The 24222-nt window shown below is 68.2% G+C and carries 26 protein-coding genes; 9 read left to right on the forward strand and 17 right to left on the reverse strand.

Going from position 1 to position 24222, the window contains the following annotated elements; translation table 11 throughout:
- Positions 1 to 21: 21 nt before the first annotated feature.
- From IM760_RS13525 to thrS, 8 genes are all read right to left on the reverse strand, one after another.
- The gene (locus IM760_RS13525) at positions 22 to 552 is read right to left on the reverse strand and encodes an outer membrane beta-barrel protein (RefSeq protein WP_204430202.1); all 531 of its coding nucleotides are present in this window, start codon (positions 550 to 552) and stop codon (positions 22 to 24) included.
- A 158-nt stretch (positions 553 to 710) separates the two neighbouring features.
- Positions 711 to 2018, reverse strand: coding sequence for a hypothetical protein (locus tag IM760_RS13530; protein ID WP_204430204.1), 1308 nt, complete (start codon positions 2016 to 2018; stop codon positions 711 to 713).
- A gap of 34 nt (positions 2019 to 2052) precedes the next feature.
- Positions 2053 to 4125 (reverse strand): TonB-dependent receptor domain-containing protein, encoded by a 2073-nt coding sequence (locus tag IM760_RS13535; RefSeq protein ID WP_204430207.1) that lies wholly within the window; start codon positions 4123 to 4125, stop codon positions 2053 to 2055.
- A gap of 75 nt (positions 4126 to 4200) precedes the next feature.
- Positions 4201 to 4491 (reverse strand): hypothetical protein, encoded by a 291-nt coding sequence (locus IM760_RS13540; RefSeq protein WP_204430208.1) that lies wholly within the window; start codon positions 4489 to 4491, stop codon positions 4201 to 4203.
- Positions 4484 to 4714 (reverse strand): membrane protein insertion efficiency factor YidD, encoded by a 231-nt coding sequence (yidD, locus tag IM760_RS13545; RefSeq protein ID WP_204430210.1) that lies wholly within the window; start codon positions 4712 to 4714, stop codon positions 4484 to 4486. The genes IM760_RS13540 and yidD overlap by 8 nt, the downstream gene beginning before the upstream one ends.
- 102 nt (positions 4715 to 4816) lie before the next feature.
- Positions 4817 to 6202 (reverse strand): cysteine--tRNA ligase, encoded by a 1386-nt coding sequence (gene cysS / locus IM760_RS13550; protein WP_204430212.1) that lies wholly within the window; start codon positions 6200 to 6202, stop codon positions 4817 to 4819.
- Positions 6203 to 6224: 22 nt separating this feature from the next.
- Positions 6225 to 6653, reverse strand: a complete 429-nt coding sequence (gene hisI / locus IM760_RS13555) for a phosphoribosyl-AMP cyclohydrolase (protein WP_204430217.1) — start codon at positions 6651 to 6653, stop codon at positions 6225 to 6227.
- A gap of 45 nt (positions 6654 to 6698) precedes the next feature.
- Positions 6699 to 8615: a threonine--tRNA ligase gene (gene thrS / locus IM760_RS13560; RefSeq protein ID WP_204430221.1), complete on the reverse strand. Its 1917-nt coding sequence runs from the start codon at positions 8613 to 8615 to the stop codon at positions 6699 to 6701.
- Positions 8616 to 8754: 139 nt separating this feature from the next.
- On the opposite strand from thrS, the gene IM760_RS13565 reads away from it, so the two are divergent.
- Entirely contained in the window at positions 8755 to 10323 is a 1569-nt protein-coding gene (locus IM760_RS13565; protein ID WP_204430223.1) for a GAF and HD-GYP domain-containing protein, read from the forward strand.
- Between the two features lie 15 nt (positions 10324 to 10338).
- Entirely contained in the window at positions 10339 to 11583 is a 1245-nt protein-coding gene (locus IM760_RS13570) for an MFS transporter (RefSeq protein WP_204430225.1), read from the forward strand.
- A 4-nt stretch (positions 11584 to 11587) separates the two neighbouring features.
- Here the strand turns inward: IM760_RS13570 and IM760_RS13575 are convergent, their stop codons facing one another.
- Both IM760_RS13575 and IM760_RS13580 read right to left on the reverse strand, forming a co-directional pair.
- Positions 11588 to 12811, reverse strand: coding sequence for a GGDEF domain-containing protein (locus tag IM760_RS13575; RefSeq protein ID WP_228232128.1), 1224 nt, complete (start codon positions 12809 to 12811; stop codon positions 11588 to 11590).
- Positions 12812 to 12941: 130 nt separating this feature from the next.
- Positions 12942 to 13214 carry an Arc family DNA-binding protein gene (locus IM760_RS13580; protein WP_204430229.1) on the reverse strand — a complete coding sequence of 91 codons (273 nt, stop codon included), beginning with the start codon at positions 13212 to 13214 and terminating at the stop codon, positions 12942 to 12944.
- Between the two features lie 155 nt (positions 13215 to 13369).
- On the opposite strand from IM760_RS13580, the gene IM760_RS13585 reads away from it, so the two are divergent.
- Positions 13370 to 14320 carry a LysR family transcriptional regulator gene (locus tag IM760_RS13585; RefSeq protein ID WP_204430231.1) on the forward strand — a complete coding sequence of 317 codons (951 nt, stop codon included), beginning with the start codon at positions 13370 to 13372 and terminating at the stop codon, positions 14318 to 14320.
- A 7-nt stretch (positions 14321 to 14327) separates the two neighbouring features.
- Here the strand turns inward: IM760_RS13585 and IM760_RS13590 are convergent, their stop codons facing one another.
- Complete coding sequence (locus IM760_RS13590) at positions 14328 to 15239, reverse strand: 6-pyruvoyl trahydropterin synthase family protein (RefSeq protein WP_204430233.1); 912 nt, start codon at positions 15237 to 15239, stop codon at positions 14328 to 14330.
- A 187-nt stretch (positions 15240 to 15426) separates the two neighbouring features.
- Here IM760_RS13590 and IM760_RS13595 point away from each other — a divergent pair, with 187 nt between their 5' ends.
- The 4 genes from IM760_RS13595 (at position 15427) to IM760_RS13610 (ending at position 17534) form a co-directional block, all read left to right on the forward strand.
- Positions 15427 to 15765 (forward strand): histidine triad nucleotide-binding protein, encoded by a 339-nt coding sequence (locus IM760_RS13595; RefSeq protein WP_204430235.1) that lies wholly within the window; start codon positions 15427 to 15429, stop codon positions 15763 to 15765.
- 97 nt (positions 15766 to 15862) lie between these two features.
- Positions 15863 to 16261 carry a hypothetical protein gene (locus IM760_RS13600; RefSeq protein ID WP_204430237.1) on the forward strand — a complete coding sequence of 133 codons (399 nt, stop codon included), beginning with the start codon at positions 15863 to 15865 and terminating at the stop codon, positions 16259 to 16261.
- A 77-nt stretch (positions 16262 to 16338) separates the two neighbouring features.
- Positions 16339 to 16935 (forward strand): GNAT family N-acetyltransferase, encoded by a 597-nt coding sequence (locus IM760_RS13605; RefSeq protein ID WP_204430239.1) that lies wholly within the window; start codon positions 16339 to 16341, stop codon positions 16933 to 16935.
- Positions 16932 to 17534 (forward strand): ACP phosphodiesterase, encoded by a 603-nt coding sequence (locus tag IM760_RS13610; RefSeq protein ID WP_204430241.1) that lies wholly within the window; start codon positions 16932 to 16934, stop codon positions 17532 to 17534. The genes IM760_RS13605 and IM760_RS13610 overlap by 4 nt, the downstream gene beginning before the upstream one ends.
- On the opposite strand, the gene IM760_RS13615 is transcribed toward IM760_RS13610, so the two are convergent.
- Both IM760_RS13615 and IM760_RS13620 read right to left on the reverse strand, forming a co-directional pair.
- The gene (locus IM760_RS13615) at positions 17521 to 18354 is read right to left on the reverse strand and encodes an SDR family NAD(P)-dependent oxidoreductase (RefSeq protein ID WP_204430245.1); all 834 of its coding nucleotides are present in this window, start codon (positions 18352 to 18354) and stop codon (positions 17521 to 17523) included. The two genes, IM760_RS13610 and IM760_RS13615, sit on opposite strands and share 14 nt — an antisense overlap.
- Before the next feature lie 85 nt (positions 18355 to 18439).
- Positions 18440 to 19279: an alpha/beta fold hydrolase gene (locus tag IM760_RS13620; protein ID WP_204430249.1), complete on the reverse strand. Its 840-nt coding sequence runs from the start codon at positions 19277 to 19279 to the stop codon at positions 18440 to 18442.
- 23 nt (positions 19280 to 19302) lie between these two features.
- Between IM760_RS13620 and IM760_RS13625 the strand changes: the two genes are divergently transcribed.
- Positions 19303 to 19773: a 3D domain-containing protein gene (locus IM760_RS13625; protein ID WP_239549837.1), complete on the forward strand. Its 471-nt coding sequence runs from the start codon at positions 19303 to 19305 to the stop codon at positions 19771 to 19773.
- Positions 19774 to 19782: 9 nt separating this feature from the next.
- Here the strand turns inward: IM760_RS13625 and IM760_RS13630 are convergent, their stop codons facing one another.
- The 4 genes from IM760_RS13630 to IM760_RS13645 all read right to left on the reverse strand — a co-directional run bounded on the left by IM760_RS13630 (position 19783) and on the right by IM760_RS13645 (position 23570).
- Complete coding sequence (locus tag IM760_RS13630; protein WP_204430251.1) at positions 19783 to 20541, reverse strand: SDR family oxidoreductase; 759 nt, start codon at positions 20539 to 20541, stop codon at positions 19783 to 19785.
- Positions 20538 to 21479: an alpha/beta hydrolase gene (locus IM760_RS13635; protein WP_204430253.1), complete on the reverse strand. Its 942-nt coding sequence runs from the start codon at positions 21477 to 21479 to the stop codon at positions 20538 to 20540. The genes IM760_RS13630 and IM760_RS13635 overlap by 4 nt, the downstream gene beginning before the upstream one ends.
- The gene (locus IM760_RS13640) at positions 21463 to 22917 is read right to left on the reverse strand and encodes a flavin-containing monooxygenase (RefSeq protein WP_204430255.1); all 1455 of its coding nucleotides are present in this window, start codon (positions 22915 to 22917) and stop codon (positions 21463 to 21465) included. The genes IM760_RS13635 and IM760_RS13640 overlap by 17 nt, the downstream gene beginning before the upstream one ends.
- Before the next feature lie 182 nt (positions 22918 to 23099).
- Positions 23100 to 23570 (reverse strand): LEA/WHy family protein, encoded by a 471-nt coding sequence (locus IM760_RS13645; protein ID WP_204430257.1) that lies wholly within the window; start codon positions 23568 to 23570, stop codon positions 23100 to 23102.
- Positions 23571 to 23655: 85 nt separating this feature from the next.
- Between IM760_RS13645 and IM760_RS13650 the strand changes: the two genes are divergently transcribed.
- Positions 23656 to 24177, forward strand: a complete 522-nt coding sequence (locus IM760_RS13650) for a macro domain-containing protein (RefSeq protein ID WP_204430259.1) — start codon at positions 23656 to 23658, stop codon at positions 24175 to 24177.
- Positions 24178 to 24222 lie beyond the last annotated feature (45 nt).

Below are 24222 nucleotides of genomic sequence, written 5' to 3' on the forward strand. Positions count from 1 at the left end.
CCGCGGTCGCGGGTGGCGGGTTCAGAACCTGCCGTTCAGACCCACGCCGATGTTGTTGATCTCATCGCCGCCGCTGTCCACCGCGCGCAGATACTCCACGCTCAGGAACACCACGTCGGTGAGACTGATGTCGGCGCCCAGGCCCAGGGACAGGCCGCTGTAGTTGTCGCCGCTGGAGCCGCCGTCGGGGTAGTCAACGGTGGTTTCCACGCGGGTCAGCCCGATCAGGCCGTAGGGGCGCACCGGCAGGGTATTGGGGAACTGGCCACGGAAATAGGCGCCGTAGTAGCGGTCGATTTCCACGTCAACGCCACCGCCCAGGCTGTCGTCGCCGATGCCCAGGCCCAGGCGCAGCTCGCCGCCCAGGGTTTCGTTGCGATTGATCCAGCTGCCGAACTTGAATTGCAGAGCGGAGGGATCGGCGCTGCCGCCGTGATCGGGATTGATGTCCGCGCTGACGTAATCCAGGCCGGCGTAGCCCGCCGCCAGTACCGGGGCGGACAGAACGGAAAAGGGCAGGGCAAGGCCAGCGGCCAACAGCCATCGTTTCATGGGAGACTCCGAGTTCCACTGCTTTGAGGACGAGACTCATTGTAGTGAAAAGCGGTGCCCATGGCGACGCGGCAAGAGGGGCGACGCGGTGTATCGCGGCTAAAGCCGCTCCTACAACAATATCGTAGGAGCGGCTTTAGCCGCGATCAGGCCGACGATCAATGCTCGTGATCGTGGTCGCCGTCTTCCCCGCCGTGGTCATGGGCCGCCACGGTGCCGGTCCAGGCCAGCCCGGTGGGGGCGAAGTCCAGATCCACGGTGTCCACCGACAGCGCTTCCAGATCGACGATGTGCAGGGCCCGTGCCGCCGGGTCGCTGACGAACGCCTGGTCACCGCTGCCGCTCACCGCCAGCGTCGGCGCCGGGCCGGCACCGGGAACCGTGTCGAGCAGGGCCAGGGCGGCGCGGTGGGACCAGTCAGAGGTCTCCAGCACGTGCAGGTCGCCCTCGCTGTCCAGCACCAGCAGATGCTCACCGTGAGCGTCGAACGCCTGGGCCTTCGGTGCCACCGGGGCGCCGCCGCCGTCCACGGCGCCGTCCCGCCAGTCCACCTGGGTGGCGGTGCCCGCCTCCGGGTCGATGGCGTACAGGTTGCCATCCGGGTAGGACACGCCGATCAGCGCTTCCACGTCCGGGTGGCCCAGCACCGTGGCGATTCGCTCCGGCACCGCCACCTTGGCGTCGTGGAAATGGTCGCCGTGCAGTTCCGCCACCAGCACCCCGTCCTGGCAACCGAAGACACTGTAGACGCCGTGGCTGGCGGCGCCGTGCAGGCCCGGGCAGGCGGTGGCCAGCTCGCCCTCGCCGTGGAAATGATCGCCGTGCAGTTCGAACACCGTGACGCCGTCCGCCGGGCCGCCGCTGGTGGCGGCATGGCTGGCCAGCACCAGCCCCTCCTGGGGCTCGGCCACGCCGTGGTGGGCGGTGTCCAGGGTCTGGGACGCCAGCACGCCACCGTCGGTGAGGCTTTCGTCGCTGAACAGCTGGAAGCGGCTCATCTGCGCGGTGGCACTGTCGCCGTCAAAGTAGAGGGCGGCGTGTTCACCGTTGACCCGGTAGTGGGTGGGGGCCACGCCGTTCAGGGTGAAGCCGAGCATGGACGGCGCGTCTTCGTGCACGTGGTCGTCGTGCAGATGGATGCCGCTGTCCAGGAATTCCACCTGATCGTTGTCGCGCTGCACGATGACCGCGTAGCGGCCTTCGGGGCTGGTGTAGACGCCGGTGGCCGGGTGCACCAGGGCGAAATCGTTGATCGTTTCGCCGCTTTCCAGGTCGTGCACATAGACCCTTGAGTTGGCGCCGTCGGCGTGGGTGAACACCAGCCGGCCGGCGGCTTCGCCGTGTTCATGCTCGTGATCGTGGTCGTCGCCGGGCAGCTCGGTGCTGCCGGTGTCGTTGTTACAGGCGGCAAGCAGCACCGAGGCCGCCAGCAGGGCGGCGCCGGTGGGAGAAAAATAGCGTTTCATCGTGGTCTCCGAATTCGTTTTTCAGTGGATCGCGTCAAAAGGTCATGCGCACGCCGGCGGTCAGGTTGCGACCGGGTTCCGGGACGGTGCGCGCCAGGAAGGACGCGTGGTTCCACACTTCCTCGCCGAGCAGATTGCTGGCCCGCAGGAAGACGTTGTATTGGGGTTGGCCGGTGAAGGTGTAGCTCACCGTGGCATTGAGCATGTCGTGGCCCGGGGTGCGGGTCTCGAAAGCGGCGATGTCGTCCTGGGCGAACACCCGGTAGAACTCCACTTCGCCGTCGAACGCGCGCCAGAAGGTGTTCACCCGGGCGCCCAGACGGTGGGCCGGGATGCGCGGCAGGCTGTCGCCGCCGTCCTTGAACTCCCCGCGTACCGTGTCGCCGAACAGGGTGGTGGAGAAGCGTTCGGTCCACTGGTAGGTGGCCTCGGCCTCGGCGCCGGTGAATTCCACGTCCGCCTGGCTGTACTTGATCAGGCGGAATTCCTCGATCTGATCCAGGGTGCGGGCATAGACGTAGTCGTTCACCCGGTTGTGGAACAGGCCCAGGTCGAAGGTCAGGTCGCCACTCACCTTGCGCAGGTTGATGCCGGCGTTGTAGGAGGTCTCGGTCTCCAGACCGGCGTCGTTGCCGGCGCCGCCGCAGGTGAAGCTATCGGCGAGCAGGCCGCACTCATAGGTGTTGGTGGCCAGATGCACGCCGCGCGCGTAGACCTCCTGGGCCTGGGGCAGCCGCTCGGAACGGGCCAGGGACACGGACACGTTGTAGTCCGGGCGGAATGCCCAGGTCAGCGCCGTGGACAGGGAGGTGGCGGACTCGCTGTAGGAAGGCAGCGGCCGGTCGGCGTCGTCCGGGTCCAGCTTCTGATGTTCGAAGCGGGCGCCGGCTTCCAACTGCCAGCGCTCGTTGAAGCGGTAACGTTCCACGGCGAACACCGCCGCGGTGCGGGTGTCGGTTTTCGGTACCACCGCTTCCTCGCCGCTGGTCTCGATCTGGCCGTCGGTGATCTGGGTGCCGAAGGTACCGCGCCAGCCGAGGATCGGCGCGTGCTCCGCTTCCACCCGGGCGTCCACGCCCCGGTGCCGGAAGGTGGTGCCGATCACGTCTTCCTCGATCTCGTGGTGGCGATAGTCGGTGTGGCTGGCGCGCAGGCGTACCGCCTCGATGCCGGCCACCGGCTGCCGGTATTCGCCGCGCAGGTCCACCCGGCGGCTGTCCAGGTCCACGAACGGGGCCTCGTGGGCACCGTGTTCGTGGTCGTGCTCTTCCTCGGCGCACTCCAGGGTGGCGCCGTTGGCGGTGCAGCCCTCGAACTCGTGGCTGTGACCGGGCAGGCCGTACTGGTCGCCCCGATAGGAGTAGGCCAGACCCAGGTAGCCCCGGTCGCCGATCCAGGACAGGCCGACGCTGCCGTTGTTGCTTTCCGCCCAGGTGCCGTCGATGGTCGGATCGGTGAAGCCGTTGACCTCGTAGTCGTCCGCGTCCCGGCGGGCGCCTTCCACGTGCAGGGCCAGGTTTTCACCGGCGCGGGTGGTCAGGCCGAAGGCGGCGGCGGCTTCATCGGCCACGGTGTTGCCGCGACCCTCGAAGAACCCTTCCACCGGTCCGTCCGGCATGCGGGTGGGAATCTTGTTGTCGAGCACATTGACCACGCCGCCGATGGCGCCGCCGCCGTAGAGCAGGGTGGACGGGCCGCGCAGCACTTCCACCTTGCGGCTGAGCATGGGCTCCACGGTGGTGGCGTGGTCCGGCGAGATGGCGGACATGTCGAACAGCTGGGCACCGTCGGACAGCACGCTGACCCGGGGCGCGGTCTGGCCGCGAATCACCGGCCGGCTGCTGCCGCCGCCGAAGGTGTCGGAATGCACGCCGGGCAGGCCGTTGAGGGTGTCGCCCAGGGTCGCTTCGCTTTGCTGGAACAGCAGTTCGTCTTCCAGCAGGTCGTAGGACGCCGGGGTCAGATTGGCGTCGCTGCCCAGGGGCAGGGCGGACACTTCCACCGCGTCGAGGCGGTTTTCGTTGGAGTCAGCGGGCTGGGCAAACGCCACGGGCCCGCCCACGGCGGCCAGGGTGGCGGCCGCCATGGGGAAAATTACGCGTTTCATGGTCTCTCCTGGATACAGGCACGGCCGGGGCGTTACGCCTGGACGGTCCGTGTGAACAACATCAAAGGGTCGTGATCAGGAGAAAACCGGTGGGGCGCGGGCGGGGTGCACCCGGGGGCGCGGAAGATCGGGGGCGCCCACCGGATAAGGGACGGTGAGCGGGGGGGTGAAGCGTGCCGGCGGCAGATCGGCCACCGGCGAGCAGGCCAGGCCGTGGCCGTGCAGCGCCTGACAGTCCTGCTGAGCGACCGGGCCGTGGCCATGGCCGTCGAGAATGTGGCTGGGGCCATGCCAGACCACCAGGGTCTGCGCCACCAGCAGCAGGGCGGCGAGCAGCAGATGACGACGCAGGCGGCGCTCAGTCATGGTCGGTCTCGCGGCCGGGGACCGGGTCGAACCCGCCCGGGTGCCAGGGGTGGCATTTGCAAAGCCGCCGGGCCGCCAGGGCGCTGCCGCGCAGGCTGCCATGGGTCTCCACCGCCTGCCGGGCGTACTCCGAGCAGGTCGGATAGAAGCGGCACTGGTTGCCCACCCAGGGGCTGAGCACCAGTTGGTAAAACCGCAGACCGGCAAGCAAAACGGGTTTCACGGCGACATCCGCAGACGGAGGTGAATTCAACGGCGCATCATAAACCGAACACTATAACAAAAACCAGCACGGCCCCCGCCCGCTTTCCGCCCGGCGCCGGCCTCAGCCCCGGGTCCAGCGGGTGCCTTCGCGGGTGTCCTCGAGCTGGACGCCGGCGTTCTTGAGCTGGTCGCGGATCTCGTCGGCGCGGGCGAAATCCCGGTCTTTCTTGGCCTGATTGCGCTCTTCCACCAGGGCATCGATGGTGGCGCTGTCCAGCTCATCCTCGCCGCCGCCCTGTTTGTTCTGGAACCAGCCGGTGGGGTCGGCCGCGAGCAGACCCAGCAGGCCGGCGCCGGCCAGCAGTTCCGCCTTCAGGGCCGGTTTGTCGTCCGGCTCCGCCTTGTTCAGGCGGGCGGCCACCGCGTGCAGGGCGCTGATCGCCTCGGCGGTGTTCAGATCGTCGAGCAGGGCGGTGACCACCGGGTGGTCATCGGGCAGCCGGTAGTCCGGATCGGCGCGCACGATACGGCCCCGGCCCAGCAGGGCGTAGTAGAGCGAGTCCAGGCTGCTGCGGGCCTGCTCCAGCAGCTCCACGGAAAAATTCAGCGGCGAGCGGTAGTGGCTGGACAGCAGCGCGAAGCGCAGCACCTCACCGGGGTAATGCTGGAGCAGATCGCGCACCAGCCGGAAGTTGCCCAGGGACTTGGACATCTTCTCGCCGTCGATATTGATGTAGCCGTTGTGCATCCAGTAGCGCACGTACTCGGTGCCGTGGGCGCAGCAACCCTGGGCGATCTCGTTTTCGTGGTGCGGGAAGATCAGGTCCTGGCCACCGCCGTGGATGTCGATCACATCGCCCAGATGACGGTGGATCATGGCCGAGCATTCGATGTGCCAGCCCGGGCGGCCGCGCCCCCAGGGCGAGTCCCAGCCGGGCTGGTCGGCCTCGCTGGGCTTCCACAGCACGAAGTCGCCCGGATGGCGTTTGTAGTCCGCCACTTCCACCCGGGCCCCGGCCAGCATGTCTTCCAGGTTGCGCCCGGAGAGCTTGCCGTAGTCGGGCATGGACTCCACCGCGAACAGCACGTGGCCCTGGGACTCGTAGGCGTGGCCCTTGGCGATCAGCGTTTCGATCATGGCGATCATGTCGCCGATATGATCGGTGGCCAGCGGGGTGATCGACGGCTCCAGCGCCCCCAGGGCGGCCATGTCCTCGCGGAAGGCGGCGGTGAAGCGGCCGGTCAGGGCTTCCATGGATTCGCCGGTGTCGGCGCAGGCGTTGATGATCTTGTCGTCGATGTCGGTGATGTTGCGGGCGTAGACCACCTTGGGATACAGCCGTGCCAGCAGCCGATAGAGCACGTCGAACACCACCACCGGGCGGGCGTTGCCGATGTGGACGTAGTTATAGACCGTGGGTCCGCACACATAGAGCGTCACGCGCTCCGGATCCAGCGGCTGGAAAACGTCCTTCTGCCCGGTGAGGGTGTTGTGCAGTGTCAGCATGGAACAGGCACTTCGTCCGTGGTCAGTTTTTATAAAGGTCCGCCGGGTCGATCAGCGGCGTTTTGTCGATGGTGGCGCGGTCGCCGTCGAGCTTCCAGTAAAAGCAGTCCCGGCGCCCGGTGTGGCAGGCCGGGCCGGTTTGTTCCACCCGCGCCAGCAGCACGTCGCCGTCGCAGTCCGCGCGCAGTTCGCGCAGGGTCTGTACCTGGCCGGAGGATTCCCCCTTGCGCCACAGAGTGCGCCGCGAGCGCGAGTAATAACAGACCCGGCCGGTACGCAGGGTTTCCTCGATGGCCTCCCGGTTCATCCAGGCGAACATCAGCACCTCGCCGGTGTCGTGTTGCTGGGCGATCACCGGAATCAGGCCGGCGTCGTTGTACGCCAGATCATCCAGCGCCTCGCCCAGCGATACGCTGAACCCTTCCGCCTGCTGCTCGTTCTCTTTGAACATCGTGCCTCCTGCCTGGCCGCCGCAGGAGCGACGACATCGGGGCCGTCAGATCGGTGCGCGGGTGGCCTGGGCCAGCTGTTCCACCGCCTCTTCCAGGGACAGCTCCTCGGTGTCCTTGGAGCCCAGGCTGCGAATCGCCACCTTGCGCTCCTGGGCTTCCTTCTCGCCGACCACCCAGATGCGCGGGGTCTTGGTGCGGGAATGCTCGCGCACCTTGAAGCCGATTTTCTCGTTGCGGGTATCCAGCTCCGCCGGAATGCCCTTGGCCTTGAGCAGCGCCACCGCCTCGGCGGCGTAATCGTCCACCGCGTTGGTGATGGTGCACACCGCCACCGGAGTGGGCGCCATCCACAGCGGCAGATGGCCGGCGGTGGATTCGATCAGAATGCCCAGGAAGCGCTCCAGGGAGCCCAGCACCGCACGGTGCAGCATCACCGGACGCTGGCGGGAGCCGTCCTCGGCCACGTATTCCGCGTCCAGGCGCTCGGGCAGCACGAAGTCCACCTGCAGGGTGCCGCACTGCCAGTCCCGCCCGATCGCATCGCGCAGCACGAACTCCAGTTTCGGCCCGTAGAAGGCACCTTCGCCCGGGTTCAGTTCGCATTCCAGGCCCAGGGATTCCACCGCGTCGCGCAGCGCCGCCTCGGCCTTGTCCCAGGTCTCGTCGGAACCGGCCCGCTTCTCCGGACGGTCGGAGAACTTGATGCGGAATTCCTGAAAGCCGAAGTCCTCGTAGACCTCGCGCAGCATCTGGATGAAGGTGGCGGTTTCCGGATTGACCTGGGCTTCGGTGCAGAAGATGTGGGCGTCGTCCTGGCTGAACGAACGCGCCCGCATCAGCCCGTGCAGGGCGCCGTGGGCCTCGTTACGGAACAGGGCGGTGAACTCGCCCAGGCGAATCGGCAGGTCCCGGTAGCTTTTGATGCCCTGGTTGAAGATCTGCACGTGGCCGGGGCAGTTCATCGGCTTGATGGCCATTTCCCGGTGGTCGTGGGTGCAGACGGTGAACATGTCGTCGCCATATTTGTCCCAGTGGCCGGACTTCTCCCACAGGATGCGGTCCATCATCTGCGGCGTGGACACTTCCTCGTAGCCGTATTTGACCATCTTGTCGCGGATGTAGTTTTCCAGGTTCTTGCGCAGTCGCCAGCCCTTGGGGTGCCAGAACATGCTGCCCACCGCTTCCTGCTGGATATGGAACAGGCCCATCTCCCGGGCCAGTTTGCGGTGGTCCCGCTTTTCCGCTTCCTCAAGCTGCTTGAGGTAGACGTTGAGTTCCTTCTTGTCCCGCCAGGCGGTGCCGTAGACGCGCTGCAGCTGGGCGTTGTCGGCGTTGCCGCGCCAGTAGGCGCCGGCCACCTTCATCAGCTTGAAGCCGTCGCCGAGCTTGCTGGTGGAGGGCAGGTGCGGGCCCCGGCACAGGTCGATGAACTCGCCCTGGCGGTACAGGGATACTTCCTGGTCGGCGGGCAGCTCACGGATGATTTCCGCCTTGAAGTCCTCGCCCTTATCCAGGAAGAAACGGACCGCCTCGTCCCGGTCCCAGACCTCCCGGCGGATGTCCTCGTTGCGGCGGACGATCTCCTGCATGCGCTTCTCGATGGCCTGCAGGTCTTCCGGCGTGAACGGGGCCTCCCGGTGGAAGTCGTAATAGAAACCGTTCTCGATGGTCGGCCCGATGGTCACCTGAGTATCGGGAAACAGCTCCTGGACCGCCTCCGCCATCACATGGGCGGCGTCATGGCGAATCAGCTCCAGGGCGTCTTCATGGTCCCGGGTGATGATTTCCACTTCGGTCCCGTCGGTGAGCGGCAGATAGACGTCGGTCAGGCGCCCGTTGGCCTTCACGGCCAGCGCCTGCTTGGCGAGTTTCTTGCTGATCCGCTCGGCGATCTCCAGGGCGGAGGCCGGCTGATCAAACTCCAGGGTTGCCCCGTCGGGCAGTCGGTATTGCGCGCTCATGAATGAAATGGGATCCGAGGCTGAGGGTTGCAGAACCGGAGAATGGTAGGCAATCGCCCCCCGCCGTTCAAGCGAGCACGCTTTACCGTTACGACAGCCTGTGCCTATGCTTGGCGCCAACGTCCAAGGAATCGACGCGATGAGCAAGCTGGAACGGGTGCCCGGCACCCAGTTGCCGCCGCTGTTGCGGGTGGCCCGTCAGATCAATGCGCAGAGCGATCTGGCGCCGCTCACCCGTACCGTTTTGGAGGAGGCGCTGGAGCTGGCCCGCGCCGAGGCCGGCGTGCTCTGGTTGCGGCGGGACGACAACCGGGAAGAGTGGCTGGAGTGCGCCCGCCAGGCCACTGCCGGCGAGGCCGGCAGCGTCGGGCCCGGCCCGGACCAGCCGCGCCTGCCGCTGGACGACGCCCACCGGGGGCACCCGGCGGCGCGGGTGGTGCACGGCGGCGAAATGCTGCACCTGACCGACCCGGCGGCGCTGTCCGACGACGACCGGTCGCGGCTGGTGCCCGGGCTGGTGACCCGGGTGGTGTCCCTGTTGCTGGTGCCGTTGACCAACCATGAGAACCGGGTGGTGGGCGTGCTGCAGCTGGTCAACGCCCGGGGCGAAAGTGGGCCGGGCCCGTTCCCGGCGCGCACCCGCACGCTGCTGGGGGCGCTCGGCGGCTATGCCGGCATCGCCCTCAACAATCTGCTGCTGGTGCAGGAACTGAAGGACCTGCTGGACGCCTTCGTGCGGGTGTTCGCCCGGGCCATCGACGCCAAAAGCTCGCACACCAGCGCGCACTGCGAGCGGGTGCCACTTCTGACCGAATTGCTGGCCCGCGCCGCCTGCGACGACGGCGGTACCTTCGCGGACTTCCAGCTCGACGAGGACGAGTGGTACGAGCTGCGGGTGGCCGCCTGGCTGCACGATTGCGGCAAGCTGGCGATCCCCGATTCGGTGCTCGACAAGGCCACCAAGCTGCACGGCCTGCACGACCGTATCGAACTGGTGGCGGCGCGGTTTTCGGCCCTGCGCGCGAACATCGAACGCCGCTACGAGCGGGAGTCGCTCAGCGATCCGGCCCGGGAGCCGGAACACCGGCGTCGCCTGGAGAAGGACATCGCCGACCTGGAATCCGATCTGGCCTTTCTGGAGCGCATTAACAAGGGCGGCGAGGCCATGGCCGCCGCCGACAAGGCGCGGGTGCGACGCATCGCCGAACAGCCCTGGACCGACGCCCACGGCCAGACCCGGCCGCTGCTCACCGAGGACGAGGTGGACAACCTGTGCATCACCCGGGGCACGCTCACCGACCGGGAGCGGGAGATCATCAACGGGCACATGGACGTGACCCTGGAGATGCTGGAATCGCTGCCGTTCCCGCGCAATCTGCGGCGGGTGCCGGAGTATGCCGGCGGCCATCACGAACGCATGGACGGCAGCGGTTTTCCCCGTGGTCTGACCCGCGAGCAGATGTCGATCCCGGCGCGCATCATGGCCATCGCCGATGTGTTCGAGGCCCTCACCGCCCGTGAACGCCCCTACAAAATCCCCCTGAAAATTTCCGAGGCGCTGGGCATCATGCAGCGCATGCGCGACAATCGGCACCTCGATCCCGACCTCTACCGGCTGTTCCTCGATGCCGGGGTGTGGCGTGACTACGCCCGCGTCGCCCTGGACCCGGAGCAGCTGGACGTGGTCGATCCCGCGCCTTTCCGTTAACGGACCCGAACAGTAATGTCATCAAACGCTGAAACGGCGACGATGCCGGCGTGGCTGGTATGGATGCTGGCCACCGCCTGCGGTCTGATCGTCGCCAATATCTATTACACCCAGCCCCTGGTGGGCCCGATCGCCGAATCCCTGTCCCTGTCGCCGGCCGCCGCCGGCCTGATCGTGACCATGACCCAGGTGGGCTATGGCGTGGGCCTGCTGCTGATCGTGCCGCTGGGGGATCTGATCGAGAACCGCCGCCTGGTGATCTCGGTGATCCTGCTGGCCGCCGTGGCGCTGGTGGGGGCCCTGTTCGCCCGCCAGGCCACCCTGTTCCTGACCGCCGCCCTGTTCGTCGGCTTCGGATCGGTGGCGGTGCAGATTCTGGTGCCCTACGCCGCCCACCTGGCCCCGGCGGCGCGCCGCGGGCAGGTGGTGGGGACGGTGATGAGCGGCCTGATGCTCGGCATCATGCTGGCGCGACCGGTGGCCAGCGCGCTCACCGAGGCGTTCGGCTGGCAGGCGGTGTTCGTGCTGTCCTCGCTGCTGATGGTGGTGCTCAGCCTGGTGCTGGCGCGGGTCATGCCGCAACGGCGACCGACGGCGGCGCTGGGCTACGGCGGCTTGCTGCTGTCCATGGGGCGGCTGGTGCGCACCACGCCGATCCTGCGCCGGCGGGCCCTCTATCAGGCTTTTCTGTTCGCTGCCTTCAGCGTGTTCTGGACGGCGGTGCCGCTGCTGCTGGCCAGCCCGGTGTACGGCTTTTCCCAGGGCGACATCGCTCTGTTCGGCCTGGCCGGCGTGGCCGGGGCGGTGGCCGCGCCAATCGCCGGCCGGCTCGCCGACCGCGGGCTGACCCGTCCGGCCACGGTGACGGCGATGCTGATTGCCAGCGGCGCCTTCCTGCTCACCCTGATCGCCGAGCCAGGCACGGCGTTGGCGGTGGCACTGCTGGTGGTGGCGGCGGTGGTGCTGGATTTCGGTGTGTCCGCCAACGTGGTGCTGGGGCAGCGCGCCATCTACAGCCTGGGCGACAGCTACCGGGGCCGCCTCAACGGTCTGTACATGGCCACCTTCTTCACCGGCGGGGCGATCGGTTCGGCCCTGGGCGGCTGGTCCCAGGCCCACGGCGGCTGGGGACTGACCGGCTGGATCGGCGCCGCCCTGCCGCTGCTGGCGTTGCTGTACTTCCTGACCGAACTGGCGTTCGGCGTGCCCGAGCCGTTATGGATGGAAGGCGGTGAGGCGGAGGCCGGGGCCGGACGCTAGCGCCCTAAAGCGTCGCCACCCGGCCCTGGTCGCTCATGTAGGCCACCCGGTTGCGGCCGGCGCCCTTGGCCTGATAGAGCGCCTCGTCGGCGCACTTGATCAGGGTGGTGGCGTCGGCGGCCCGCTCGCCGGCGCACACCACCCCGACGCTGATGGTGACCACCTGACTGACCCGCGAGCCGCTGTGGGGCAGGCCCAGCTGTTCGATGCGGGTGCGCATCCGTTCGGCGAACACCAGGGCGTCCTTGAGACTGGTGTTGGCCAGCACCACCATGAACTCCTCGCCGCCGTAGCGGGCCACGAAGTCCTTGTCGCCCTGGGTCAGGGCGCGCGGAATGGAGGCCACCGTCTTCAGGCATTCGTCGCCGGCCTGGTGCCCGTAGGTGTCGTTGTACTGCTTGAAAAAATCGATATCGAACAGCAGCACCGAGGCGCGCTCGCCGGCACCGCCCCGGCCGAACCCGTGCAGCAGTTCGTCCAGCCGGGCCTCCATGCCGCGCCGGTTCAGGCAGCCGGTGAGGCCGTCCACGGTGGCCTGGCTCTCCAGTACGCGGTTGGCGGAGTGCAACTCGTCACGGTGCTGGAACAGCACGTTCTCGGACAGGAAATGCTGCCGCAGCAGGCGCTCGTAAATGTACTGCCCGAACAGGCTCATGCTGGCGCTGGCCAGGGACAGCAGCAGCAACACCAGCGACAGTTCCAGGCCGATGTGCGGGCTGGCGCGCAGACTGGCGGCCAGCGCCGCGATCAGCGCCACGCTGCCGGCCACCGCTCCGTAGAACGGAACCCGCAGCAGCACCGACATCAGCAGGATCGCCAGCGGGGTCTGCAGGAACAGGCTGAATCCGAGCGGGTGATTCACCGCCACGCCCATCCAGTCGCCGGTGAGGGCCACCGCGAAGGCCAGGGCCAGGCTCACCGTATGCAGCCAGCGCCGCCACTCCGACCGCCGCGCCACCAGAATGGTGGCCACCGCCAGCATCGCGCACAGCAGCCGGGGCCGCCAGGTGCGCGCCGCCACCTCCGGTGAGATGTAGCATTCCAGCGCCAGCGCCAGCGCCAGCAGCAGGATGACATTGAGCGCCGCCCAGGGCGCCACGGTGGCGACGCTGTTGCGGAAGAACTCGGCGAAATCCCGCTCCAGTGGACCCGGCAGGCGCAGGTGCCAGGGCAGGCGCAGATCGCTGCCGCTGGGCAAAACGCTGATCCGTTGCGATTCGTCTTTCAAGGTGTGTTCCATCCCCCCGACGCGGCCCCGCGGCCCGTCGCGACAAGCGGGTAAAAAAGACGGAAGTAGAGTAACAGCAAAGGTGCTCCGAATGCTTCCCTGGCGCGCCCTATGGGCGGCGGCCCCGGCGTCAGTCCAGCAGCCCCAGCAGGGCGCGCTGACGGGCCGGGGTGAGCCGCCGGAAGCGTTGCAGCAGCACCTGCTCCTCGCGGCCCACCGGGATGGCGTGCTGCCCGGTGGTCTCCACCGTGGGCCAGTTGGCCAGGCTGTGCTGTATTCGGGCGACGATCTCCGCGTTCATGCTGCGGTGATTGCGCGCCGCGGTTTCCGTGATGCGACCGCGCATGCCCGACGGAAACCGCACCACGAACTTCTCCGCCTGGCTGCTTGCGTCCTGCTTCATAGTCCCCACCGACCTGAAAAAAAGAAGGGACCAAAATACGCACTTTTTTTCATCCGGGCGAGTGGCAAAGCGCCATGATCTGCCGGGACAGTGACGGAGTTAACAGGGGGCGGTGCTATACTCGTCCGGTTTTCCGGTTTTCGTCGAGCTCCTTCATGAACATCGCCAGCGCCGATCTCAATCTGCTCAAGTACCTGGATGTGCTTCTGCGCGAAAAGAACGTGACCCGCGCCGCCGAGCAATTGGGCATCACCCAGCCGGCCATGAGCAACAGCCTCAAGCGGCTGCGGCTGATGTTCGGCGACCCGCTGCTGATTCGCACCAGCGAAGGCATGACCGCCACCGACCGGGCCCAGGAGCTGCAGCCGCTGGTACGGCAGCTGATCGCCCAGGCGGAGTCCCTGTTCACGCCGGAGGACGGCTTCCGGCCGGCGGAAAGCCGCCGGGTGTTCCGCATCATGACCAGCGATTACGCCGAGGGCACCCTGGTGCCGCACATCGTGCGCCGGCTGCGCGAGGAGGCGCCCGAGGTGGTGCTGGATTTCGTCACCCCGTCGGACGTGAGCTACCCGGACATGGAGCAGGGGCGGGTGGACATGGCCATCAACCGCTTCAACGAGATCCCCGGCTCCTTCCACCAGGTGACGCTGTGGCGGGACGCCTTCTCCTGCCTGCTCAACCGGGACAACCCCATCGCCCGCCATTTCGACCTGGACAGCTACCTGTCCGCCCAGCACATCTGGGTGTCCAAGACCGGTTTCGGGGTGGGTTTCGGCATGAACCCGGAAAAGCTCGGCGGCCTGGGCTGGATCGACCATGCCCTGCAGCGGCTGGGCCGCAGCCGCAAGATCACCATCTTTACCCGCCACTATCAGATGCCCGGTCTGCTGGCCATGAACAACGACCTGGTGGCCACGCTGCCCAGCCGGGTGGCGCGCATGCAGGCGCAGAACCCGCAGCTGATCATCAAACCGCCGCCGTTCGAGATTCCCGAGTTCGAACTGAAAATGGCCTGGTCGCCGCTGCTGCATCACAACGCCGCCCACCGCTGGCTGCGCCGGCTGATTCAGGAAGAAGCGGAACGGATTCTGGCGGAAGACCCCTGACGCCGGCCTAAAAGACCGACGAGCCGGTGAGCCAGCCGCCCTTGGCCAGGCGCGGATTGTCCTCGCCGGCCTCGGCGATGGCGCCCTTGCCCACGCCCTCGAAGGCGCGCACCCGGAACCGTTTGCCCGGTGCCTCCCGGGCCAGTTCCCCGGCGATGTGTTCGGCCAGGTTCTCCACCGTGGAATCGCAATCCACCAGGTAGCAGTGGTCCTCCGGAATCACCAGCTCGAAGTGGCCCTGGGGGGCGTCGTAGCGGAACCGGTGATGCGGCGTTTCCTCCACGTAATAGGTGCCTTCCAGGTCTTCCCGCGTGCCGATGTAGATGTCTTCCCAGCGGTCCGCCCAGAGCTTTTCCCAATAGCGGCTGCGGCGGCCGTTCTCGAAAATCTCAATGCCGGAACGGTGGCCGTGGGCGATGCGCTGGCAGTTGCCGTCGTGCTTCTTGAGGCCGTGGGAGTAGTGGTAGAAAGGCGCGGTGCCGGTGTCCTGCTCGCGCAGGATCACGTGGATCTCGCTGACGTTGTCCGGCACCGCGTCGCGGATCAGGTCCATCAGGTAGAGGGTGACGCCGGCCTTGCTGATCTCATGGCCGGGCAGTTCCAGCACGCCTCCGGCGGGGGTCACCATGCGGATTTCCCCGGCCAGGTACCGCCAGGTCAGGGCCAGATGGCCGTCGTCCCGGGTGTGAAGATCGAGCTGATCGTTGTCGGCGGGCACCAGCAGCCGATGGTCGACGCGCTCGTCCACGGTGTGTTTGACGGTTTTCTTGATGCGTCCGAAATCGAACACCATGCCCTGGGCATCCAGATCGCCGGACAGCTCCAGGTCGACGATCCAGGACTCCCCCACCATGCCGCGTTTGGCGTGCAGATAGGAGAAGTCCACCACGGTCAGGTTTTCGACGAACAGGGTGGCCATAAGCTCTTCATTGAAAGGGGTTGCAAGCAGGGCGGCCATTATAGTCGCAGCGATGCTCCGGTCTCACCCCGGGTTTTGTAAATTGCCGTTCCCGCATGGTCATGGTGTGACCCGGAACACGCATCGACGTGAAGGCCGCCGTGTTCTATGGTTGGGCCTTTCACGCCAGAGGCCGGAGAGAACGAGCATGAGCGAGACCATCTTTTCCAAGATCATCGACCGGGAGATTCCCGCCGACATCGTCTACGAGGACGATCAGTGCCTGGCCTTCAAGGACATCAATCCGCAGGCGCCCACCCATTTTCTGGTGATTCCGCGCAAGCCGATCCCCAAGCTGTCCGACGCCGACCAGGAGGACAAGGAACTGCTCGGCCATCTGCTGCTGGTGGCCGGCCAGGTGGCCCGCGAACAGGGGCTCGAGGATTTCCGGCTCAACGTCAACAACGGCGCCGGCGCCAGCCAGACCGTTTTCCACCTGCACGTGCACGTACTGGGCGGGCGCCCGTTCTCCTGGCCCCCGGGCTGAACTCGCGACGCGTCGACGGGTCTCAGAGCACGGCCCGGGTCGTCCCGGCCCGGGTCCGAAGGACGACCACCCCGAACAATAAAAAAGGAGTGTACCCATGAAACGCCTGCTGATTTCCGCCCTGGCCCTGTGCCTGGCCGGCCCGGCCCTGGCCGTGGCGCCGGAAAACCCGGAACGGATCAACGGCATGATCGCCGAGCTGGAGTCCCTGCACGCCAGCGGCCAGGCCCTGAAGAAGGGCTACGACCCCGCCGACGAGAGTGCCCTGAAAACCTGCCGCGCCGAGCACGGCGCGCTCCACGAGCAGGCGGTGGCCCTGCGCGACCGCGCCGCCAAGCTGCCGCAGCTGGCCTACCGGGTCAATCTGACCATGGCCGCCAGCGCCGCCGCCGATTGCGTGGCCTGTGACCAGGGCGCCGACCGGTGCGACGCGGTGGCCCCGGCCCTGGCCCGCACCCGTCAGCAGATGGAAACCCCCGCCGCCAAGCCGCAATAAAGGAAGGCGCCGCGCGGCCTGCGTCGCGCGGCGCCTTCCGCTATGCTCAAGCTTCTGTTATCACGCCGGGAGCCGCCATGGCCCGCTGGATCGAACCGGTCATCCTGGAAGGCGATCGGGTCACGCTGGAGCCGCTGACGGCGGCCCACGCCGACGACCTGATCGACGCCTGCCAGGATGGCGAACTCTGGAAACTCTGGTTTACCTTCGCGCCGTCCCCGGACCGGGTGGCGGCCTACATTGATGCCGCTTTGGCCGGCCGTGATCAGGGCGATCTGCCGTTCGCGGTGCGCCACAAAGCCAGCGGCCGGGTGATTGGCAGCACCCGCTTTTTCCGCGTCGACGAGGACCATCGCCGCCTGGAGCTGGGGCACACCTGGTACGCCGCCGCCCACCAGCGCACCGGCGTCAACACGGAGTGCAAATGGCTGTTGCTGCGCCACGCCTTTGAAACCCTGGACGCCATCGCCGTGGAGTTCCGCACCCACTGGCACAACCGCGCCTCCCGGGCGGCCATCGCCCGGCTCGGCGCCAAGCAGGACGGCGTGCTGCGCAACCACACGGTGAGCGAGGACGGCGTCTACCGGGACACGGTGGTGTTCTCGATCATCAATCAGGAATGGCCGGCGGTGCGCCAGAATCTGCGCTTTCTGATGGCGCGGGGCGGGCCGTGAACTACTTCGCCCATCTGGCCCTGGCCCAGCCCACCGCCGAATCCAAGGTGGGCAATCTGCTCGGCGATTTCATGCGCGGCGTGCGCGAGGAGGCCTTGCCCGAGCCGGTGCGGCGCGGCCTGCTCAATCACCGGCTGGTGGACCGGGTCACCGACGACCACCCGCCGGTGCGCCACAGCCGGCGGCTGTTCGCCGCGCCCCGGCGGCGCTTCGCCGGGGTCGCCCTGGACGTGCTGTTCGATCATTTTCTGGTGCGTCACTGGGACCGCTTCCACGATGAGCCCCTGCACCGGGCCATCGACCGGGACTACCGCCTGCTGGGCGAAGGGCGGGCACTGATGCCGGTGCCCATGCGGGCGGTGGTGGAGCGCATGGTGGCCCAGGACTGGGTGCGCCATTACGCCGAACTGGACACGGTGGGGCGGGCGCTGGACCGCATCGCCGCCCGGGTGCGCTTCGCCAACCGGTTCCAGGGCTGCCAGGCGGATATCGAGTGCCACTACGAGCGTCTGGAGGCGGTGTTCCTGGACCTCTACCCCGGTCTGCAGCGCACCGTGGCCGAGCAGGCCCTGGAGCGGGCGCCCTTTACAGGGGATTGATGCCCAGCAGCTTCATGCTTTCCCGGTAGAGTTTTTCGCCGCTGGCCTTGTTGCGCGCCCGCGGTGACCGGGCGGCCGGGCCCTTGGCGTCGAAATAGCCGCCGGTGACGCCGTTGTAGCGGTCGTCCAGGGCCAGGCTCACCGGCAGGCGCGCGGCGTTTTCCGGGGTGGTCAGGGTGGGGCGGATGGCTTTCATCAGCAGTTCCGGCGTGTACCGGAAAATCGGCGTGTCCACGCCGCCCGGGTGCAGCGCGTTACTGGTGATGTCCTGGGCGGCCAGGCGCTGGGCCAGCACGTCGCTGAACAGAATATTGGCCAGCTTGGACTGCCCGTAGGCGTCCAGCATCAGATAGGGCCGGCGCCCGCGCCAGGTGCCCGGGTTGATGCGCCCCAGCCAGTGGGCCACCGAGGCCACATGCACCACCCGCGCGCCGGGACGCTGCTGCAGCAGCGGCAGCAGCAGATGGGTGAGCAGCACCGGCGCCAGGTAATTGACCCCGAACTGCATCTCGAAGCCGTCGGCGGTGAACTGCTGCCGGCGCGGCACCACGCCGGCGTTGTTGATCAGCACGTCCAGGCCGTCCAGTTCGTCGTTGAGCTGGCCGGCCACGCCGCGCACCCGGTTCAGGTCCGCCAGATCCAGGCTCACCACCCGTACCCGGGCGTCCGGGCTGTTGTGCTTGATGCGTGCCAGGGCCGCCTGCCCCTTGGCCCGGTCGCGGCAGGCGAGAATCACTTCCGCGCCGCGGGCCGCCAGTTGCTCGGCGGTGCACAAACCAATGCCGGAATTGCCACCGGTGATCAGAACCCGTTTGCTCATGGTGCGGCTGTCTCCTGGAAAGAGGGAGGTTCGATCCTAGCAAATTCGCGGTGATCGCCGGGGCCTGAACGCCGCCGGCCCCCTGTCAGTGGGGCAAGGTGGCCAGCCACTGCTCGATGGCGTCCACCACCGCCGGCCAGTGGCGGCCCTGCAAAAGCAGGTGCGGGCCGTCGGCGAAGTATCGATAATCGCCCCGTTCGCCCAGGTGCTGGTTCAGCCGCCGGATGCCGATGGCCGGCACCGAGGTGTCCTCACCGCCGTACAGCACCAGGGTGGGGCGGGTCAGCCCGGGTGCCGCGTCGCTGGCGCTGTCCGCCAGCTTGATCAGCCCCCAGTAGGCGTCCATGCGCACCCGGCGCATCACCTGGGGGTCGTCCGCCAGGCGCCGGGCGGCGGCGGGCGCCAGCCGGGGGTCGTCCGGCGGGCGCGACACGTTCAGTTTGTAGCCCGGCGCCAGGGTGGCGGCGGTGGCGATCAGAACGTTCCAGCCGTAGCGCAGTCGAATGCCTTCGCGCACTGCCGGCGCGGCCAGAATCAGGCCGTCCACCGGCAGCTCCGGGTGGCGCGCCGCCACCAGGATGGCCACGGCGCCGCCCAGGCTTTCGCCGAGCAGATAGAGGGGCTGGTCCGGGTGCTGGCGGGCCGCCCGCCGCACCAGGTCGGCGGCGTCCGCCACCAGCCGCTGCTCGCCGGCCCAGCGGCCATCCAGGAGAGTGCGGTCGCCGAAGCCGGCCTGGTCGAAGGCGTACACGGTGTAGCCGGCGTCGGCCAGGGCCGGCGCCGCCAGATTGAAGGCGTCGTCGTGGTCGCCGAAACTGTGCAGAGCGACCAGCACGGCCCGCGGCGGGCCCTCGGCGGACCAGATCCGGGGTTCCGGCGGAGGCGGCGCGGGGACCGTGGCGCAGGCGGAAAGGGCGAACGGCATCAACAGACAAACCAGGAATCGCGATGACATCGACAAAGTATGCCGACATCGAGGTGAAGGGCGGGTTCAGAACCCAACCGGCGCGCCGGCTCCGGGCGGCCGCCGCGTTGCTGGCCGTGCTGGCGGTGGCGGCGCCGTGGCCGGCGACGGCGCAGCATCCCCCCGCCGAAGCGTTCAAGGAAACCACCACGGTCACCGCCACCGCCTACAATTCCCTGGAGGGCCAGGGCGGCGGCAACGACCACAGCGTGGCCGCCTGGGGCGATACCCTGGTGCCCGGCATGAAGGCCATCGCCGTGTCCCGGGACCTGATCGGCGCCGGCCTGGATTACGGCACTCCGGTGCGCATCGAGGGCCTGGACGGAGTCTGGTACGTGCGCGACAAGATGCACAGCCGCTGGCAGAACAAGATCGACATCTACATGGGCGAGGACCTGGACGCGGCCCGCGATTGGGGCCGCCGCCGGGTGGTGATCCACTGGGGCGAGGAATAGCCGCGCCGGTCAGCGGCTCAGCCGGCGCATCAGCTCCCGGGTGACCCAGCGCGGCGCCAGTTTTTCCAGTAACACCGTGACCCGGAACGGCAGGCCCACCGGGGTGTGGACCTTGCCGCTGTCCAGCGCCTGTTCCGCCGCCCGGGCGACGTCGTCGGCGTTCAGCTTGACCCCCATGCGGTCCACCACCGCCGCCCGGTAGCGCTGGCCGGTGACCATCGGCGTGTTCACGAACGGCGGCATCAGATCCTGCACCACGATGCCGTGCCGCCGCCATTCCAGATTGAGCGCCTCGGTGAGGCCGCGCACCGCGAACTTGGAGGCGGAATACACCGCCAGGTCCGGCACGCCGTACAGGGCCGAGGCGGAGCTCATGTTCAGCACCCGGGGCCGGGTCGACCGCTTGAGGTGAGGCAGGCACGCCAGGCTCATGTGCAGCACCCCTTTCACGTTGATGTCCAGGGTGCGGTGGTGGTTCAGCAGGGACACCTCTTCCACCGGTCCCATATGCAGCAGCCCGGCGCTGTTGAACAGCACGTCCAGGCCGCCGGCCTGGGCGGCGAAGGCGTCGGCGGCGGCCCGGCAGGCGGCCGGATCGGTCACGTCCACCGCCTGGAACCAGGTGTCGGCGCCCAGTTCGGCGTGCACCGAGCGCAGGGCATTGTCGTTGACGTCCACCAGCCCCACCTGCCAGCCCCGGGCGTGGAAGCGCTGGGCGGTGGCCAGGCCGATGCCGCTGGCGGCGCCGGTGATCAGAATGCGGTTCATGGGCGTGCCTCCCCGTGGAAATGGCCGGCCAGGAAATCGCGGATCGAGGTCAGCGCCCGGTCCGCGTCGGCCAGCACCCCGGCGTGCAGCTGGAACACATGCCAGCGACCCGCGAACCGTTGGTAGCGGCCCTCGGTGTCCGCCCGGTCCAGGGCGTCGGCCAGCCGTTCGCTGTCGGCGCCGAGAATCTCGTCGCCGCCGCACTGGATCAGCAGCGGCGGCAGCCCGTTCAGATCGCCCAGCAGCGGCGACACCTCCGGCCGGTCCCGGCGCTCGCCGGCGTAGGCCCGGGCGGCGAAATCCAGCCAGGCGCGGCTGAGCATGGCCTCGCCGGCCACGTGCTCCGGCGTGTGCGCCAGGGTCAGATCCAGCCACGGCGACAGCAGCACGCCGGCCGCCGGCAACGGCAGCGCGCCACCGTCCCGGAGGTGCTGCAGGAACGCCAGGCTCAGGCCGCCGCCGGCGGAATCGCCGGCCACCGCCAGCCGCTCCGGCCGGTGGCCGTGGTCCAGCAGCGCCCGGTACACCGCCAGGGTGTCGTCCAGGGCCGCCGGGCTGGGATGCTCCGGCGCCAGCCGGTAGTCCACCACCATCACGGTGGCGTCCAGCGCCTTCGCCAGCCGGGTGGTCAGGGCCCGGTGGGTGGCCGGGCCGCCGGCGATGTAGCCGCCGCCGTGCAGGTACAGCACGGTGCCGGCGCGGCCCTGGCCCACCACCTCCACCGGCACCCCGGCGAAACGGGTCGGGTGCCGGGGCACGCCCCGGGCGGGCAGGGTGGCCCGCGCCACGGTGGCCAGCCAGCGCCGCTGCAGCGACACCGGCGCCCGCGCCTGGAAGGCGGGGCTCAGCAGGCTTTTCAGGGCGCCGCGCAGGGTGGCGGCGATCAGGCGTTGCGACGGCCCCGGGGCCTCGCCGCCGTTTTCACGGATACAACTCATAATCGCGGGGATCCAATCGTCGGGTGCGGCGCCGGTACTGGAAGGTGAAACCGGGCCAGTTGTTGGTGTTCTTGCCGCTGGCGGTCTTGTACCAGCTCTCGCAGCCGCGCTCCCAGACGGTATCGCGCAGCCGCCGCTGCAGGTCCCGGTTGAAGCGGTCCTGCACGCCGGCGGACACCTCCAGCCGATCCACGCCGGGCCGTTCCAGGATTTCCAGGGCACTCAGCACATAGGCGATCTGCGACTCCAGCATGTAGACGATGGAGTTGTGGCCCAGGTTGGTGTTGGGGCCGTACAGCATGAATAGATTGGGGAAACCGCTCACGCTGATGCCCAGGTAGGCCTCGGCGCCGTCCCGCCAGGCCTGGTTGAGGTCGCGGCCCTGGCGGCCGGTGATGGTCATGGGCGCCAGAAAATCCGTGGCCTGGAAGCCGGTGCCCAGGATCAGCACCTGGGCGTCGTGATGCCGTCCCCGGGCGTCCACCACCCCGGTTTCGTCCACCGCCGTCACGCCGCCGGCGTGCACCTCGATACCGTGGCGCTCGATGGCCTGGAAATAGTCATTGGAGATCAGGATGCGTTTGCAGCCCATGGGGTAGTCCGGCGTCAGGGTGTCGCGCAGGGCCGGGTCGCTGATGGTGCGCCGCAGGTAACGCCGGAACAGCCACTCGTAGACCCGCATCACCCCCTGCAGGGCGGTGAAACCCAGCACCCGGCTCTCGTTCTGCGCGTAGATGCGCGCCCGGTCCAGGCGCTGCAGCACCGGAAAGCGCCGCATCAGGGCGTGCTCCAGGGCGGAATAGGGCCGGTCCGGTTTGGGAATCACATAGGCGGCGGAACGCTGGAACAGCTTTACCCGGGCCGCCACCCGCGCCACCTCCGGCACGAACTGGATGGCGCTGGCCCCGGTGCCCACCACCGCCACGGTCTTGCCGGCCAGATCCACGTCGTGGTCCCAGCGGGCGCTGTGGAAGGCGGCGTCCTGAAAACGATCCAGGCCGGGCAGCCGGGGCCAGGCGGGCCGGTTCAGCTGGCCGGTGGCGGTGATCAAGGCGCGGGCGGTGAGCGGGCCGTCGGCGGTGTCGATGTGCCAGAGGTTGTCGCTTTCGTCGAAACGGGCGCCGCGCACTTCACAGTGAAAACGCAGATGCGGCGCCAGGTCATGGTCGCGCACGCACTGCTGAAGGTAGTCGAGGATCTCCGCCTGGGGCGCGAAACGCCGCGACCAGTCGAACTTGCGGGAGAACGAAAAGGAATACAGGTGCGAGGGCACGTCGCAGGCGGCGCCGGGGTAGGTGTTGTCCCGCCAGGCGCCGCCCACGCCGTCGGCTTTTTCGAGAATCACCAGGGAATGGCGGCCGCGTTTTTTCAGTTCGATGGCCATGCCCAGCCCGCCAAAGCCGGCGCCGATGATGGCCACCTGAAAGTCCGGTTGCATAGAAAGGCCCCTGCCAGATAACCGGCTGCTGGAGAAACCTCACTGTAGCCCGCCCGCCGGCGCCGGGGCATGACCGGAACGCTCGGCGCGGGGGCCGCCCGGGTCAGGTTGGGTCGTTTGGGGTCAGCGCAGCGGCCCTGTATGCGCGCAGCGGCGTTATATCAGCGCAGCGGCCCTTTACCTCAGCGCAGCGGCACCGTGTCCGGCAGCCGGAATTCGCCGCGCTGATCGAAGTTCAGCGGAAAGGCCAGGCCCTTGACCCGGGCGGTGCCCTTGATGCGGTAGTCCAGCGGTGCGCCCGGCTCCTGCTGCAAGCCCTTCAGCTTGCCCAGGGTCTGCATCAGGCTGGTGGTGATGCGGGTGCTCACCAGGGCGTCGCCCATGGCCGGCAAGGTCACGTCGTCGCCGGTCAGGCCGCGGGCCAGCTTCTCACCGTTGACGAACAGCTCGTAATCCAGACTTTTTAGCGTCAGGTCGCGGTCGTTGGGGTTGCGCGCGCGCAGCACCACCTGCCACTGTTGCTCAAACACGCTGACCTGCTCCAGGCGGAGACTGGACAGGTTCACCTCCGGGGCTTCCAGCCCGGTGAGGGTCTGGCAGGCGCCGAGCAGGGCAAGCAGGCCCAGCACGCCGATTCGAGCCAGAGTTCGCATAGAGTTCTCCCATTCACGCTGTTTTAAACACACAGGCCCGCAGCGGATCATACCCGAGCCGGGCCGCGATGCCAGGAAGCCCGTCATGGCCCAGGTGAGCATAGAATGCCGGCAAGGCGACATTGCCGCGCAGACCGACATGGACGCGGTGGTCAACGCCGCCAACGCGCAATTGCGCACCGGCGGCGGCGTGGCCGGCGCCCTGCACCGGGCCGCCGGGCCGGGGCTGGCCGAGGAATGCGCGCCGATGGCGCCGATCCGCCCCGGCCAGGCCGTGATCAGCGGCGGCCATGGCCTGCCCAACCGTTATGTGATCCACTGCCTGGGGCCAGTGTACGGTCGGGACGAGCCCGCCGAGCGGTTGCTGGCGGACTGCTACCGCAACGCCCTGCGGCTGGCGGAGCGGGAGGGGCTGGAGAGCCTGGCCTTCCCGGCCCTGTCCACCGGTGCCTTCGGGTATCCGCTGGAGGACGCGGCGCGCTGCGCGGTGTCCACGGTGGTGGCGGAAAGCGCCGCCCTGACCCGGGTCAAACGGATCCGTTTCGTGCTGTTCGACGCCGCCGCCCTGGCGGCCCATCGTACCGTGCTCGATGCCCTGACCCGCTGAAACACGACGCCGGGCCTTGAAAAGCGCCCGCCGCAGTGCAATCCA

Origin of the sequence: Alloalcanivorax marinus (assembly GCF_016906305.1) — a bacterium.
Lineage (GTDB): Bacteria > Pseudomonadota > Gammaproteobacteria > Pseudomonadales > Alcanivoracaceae > Alloalcanivorax > Alloalcanivorax marinus.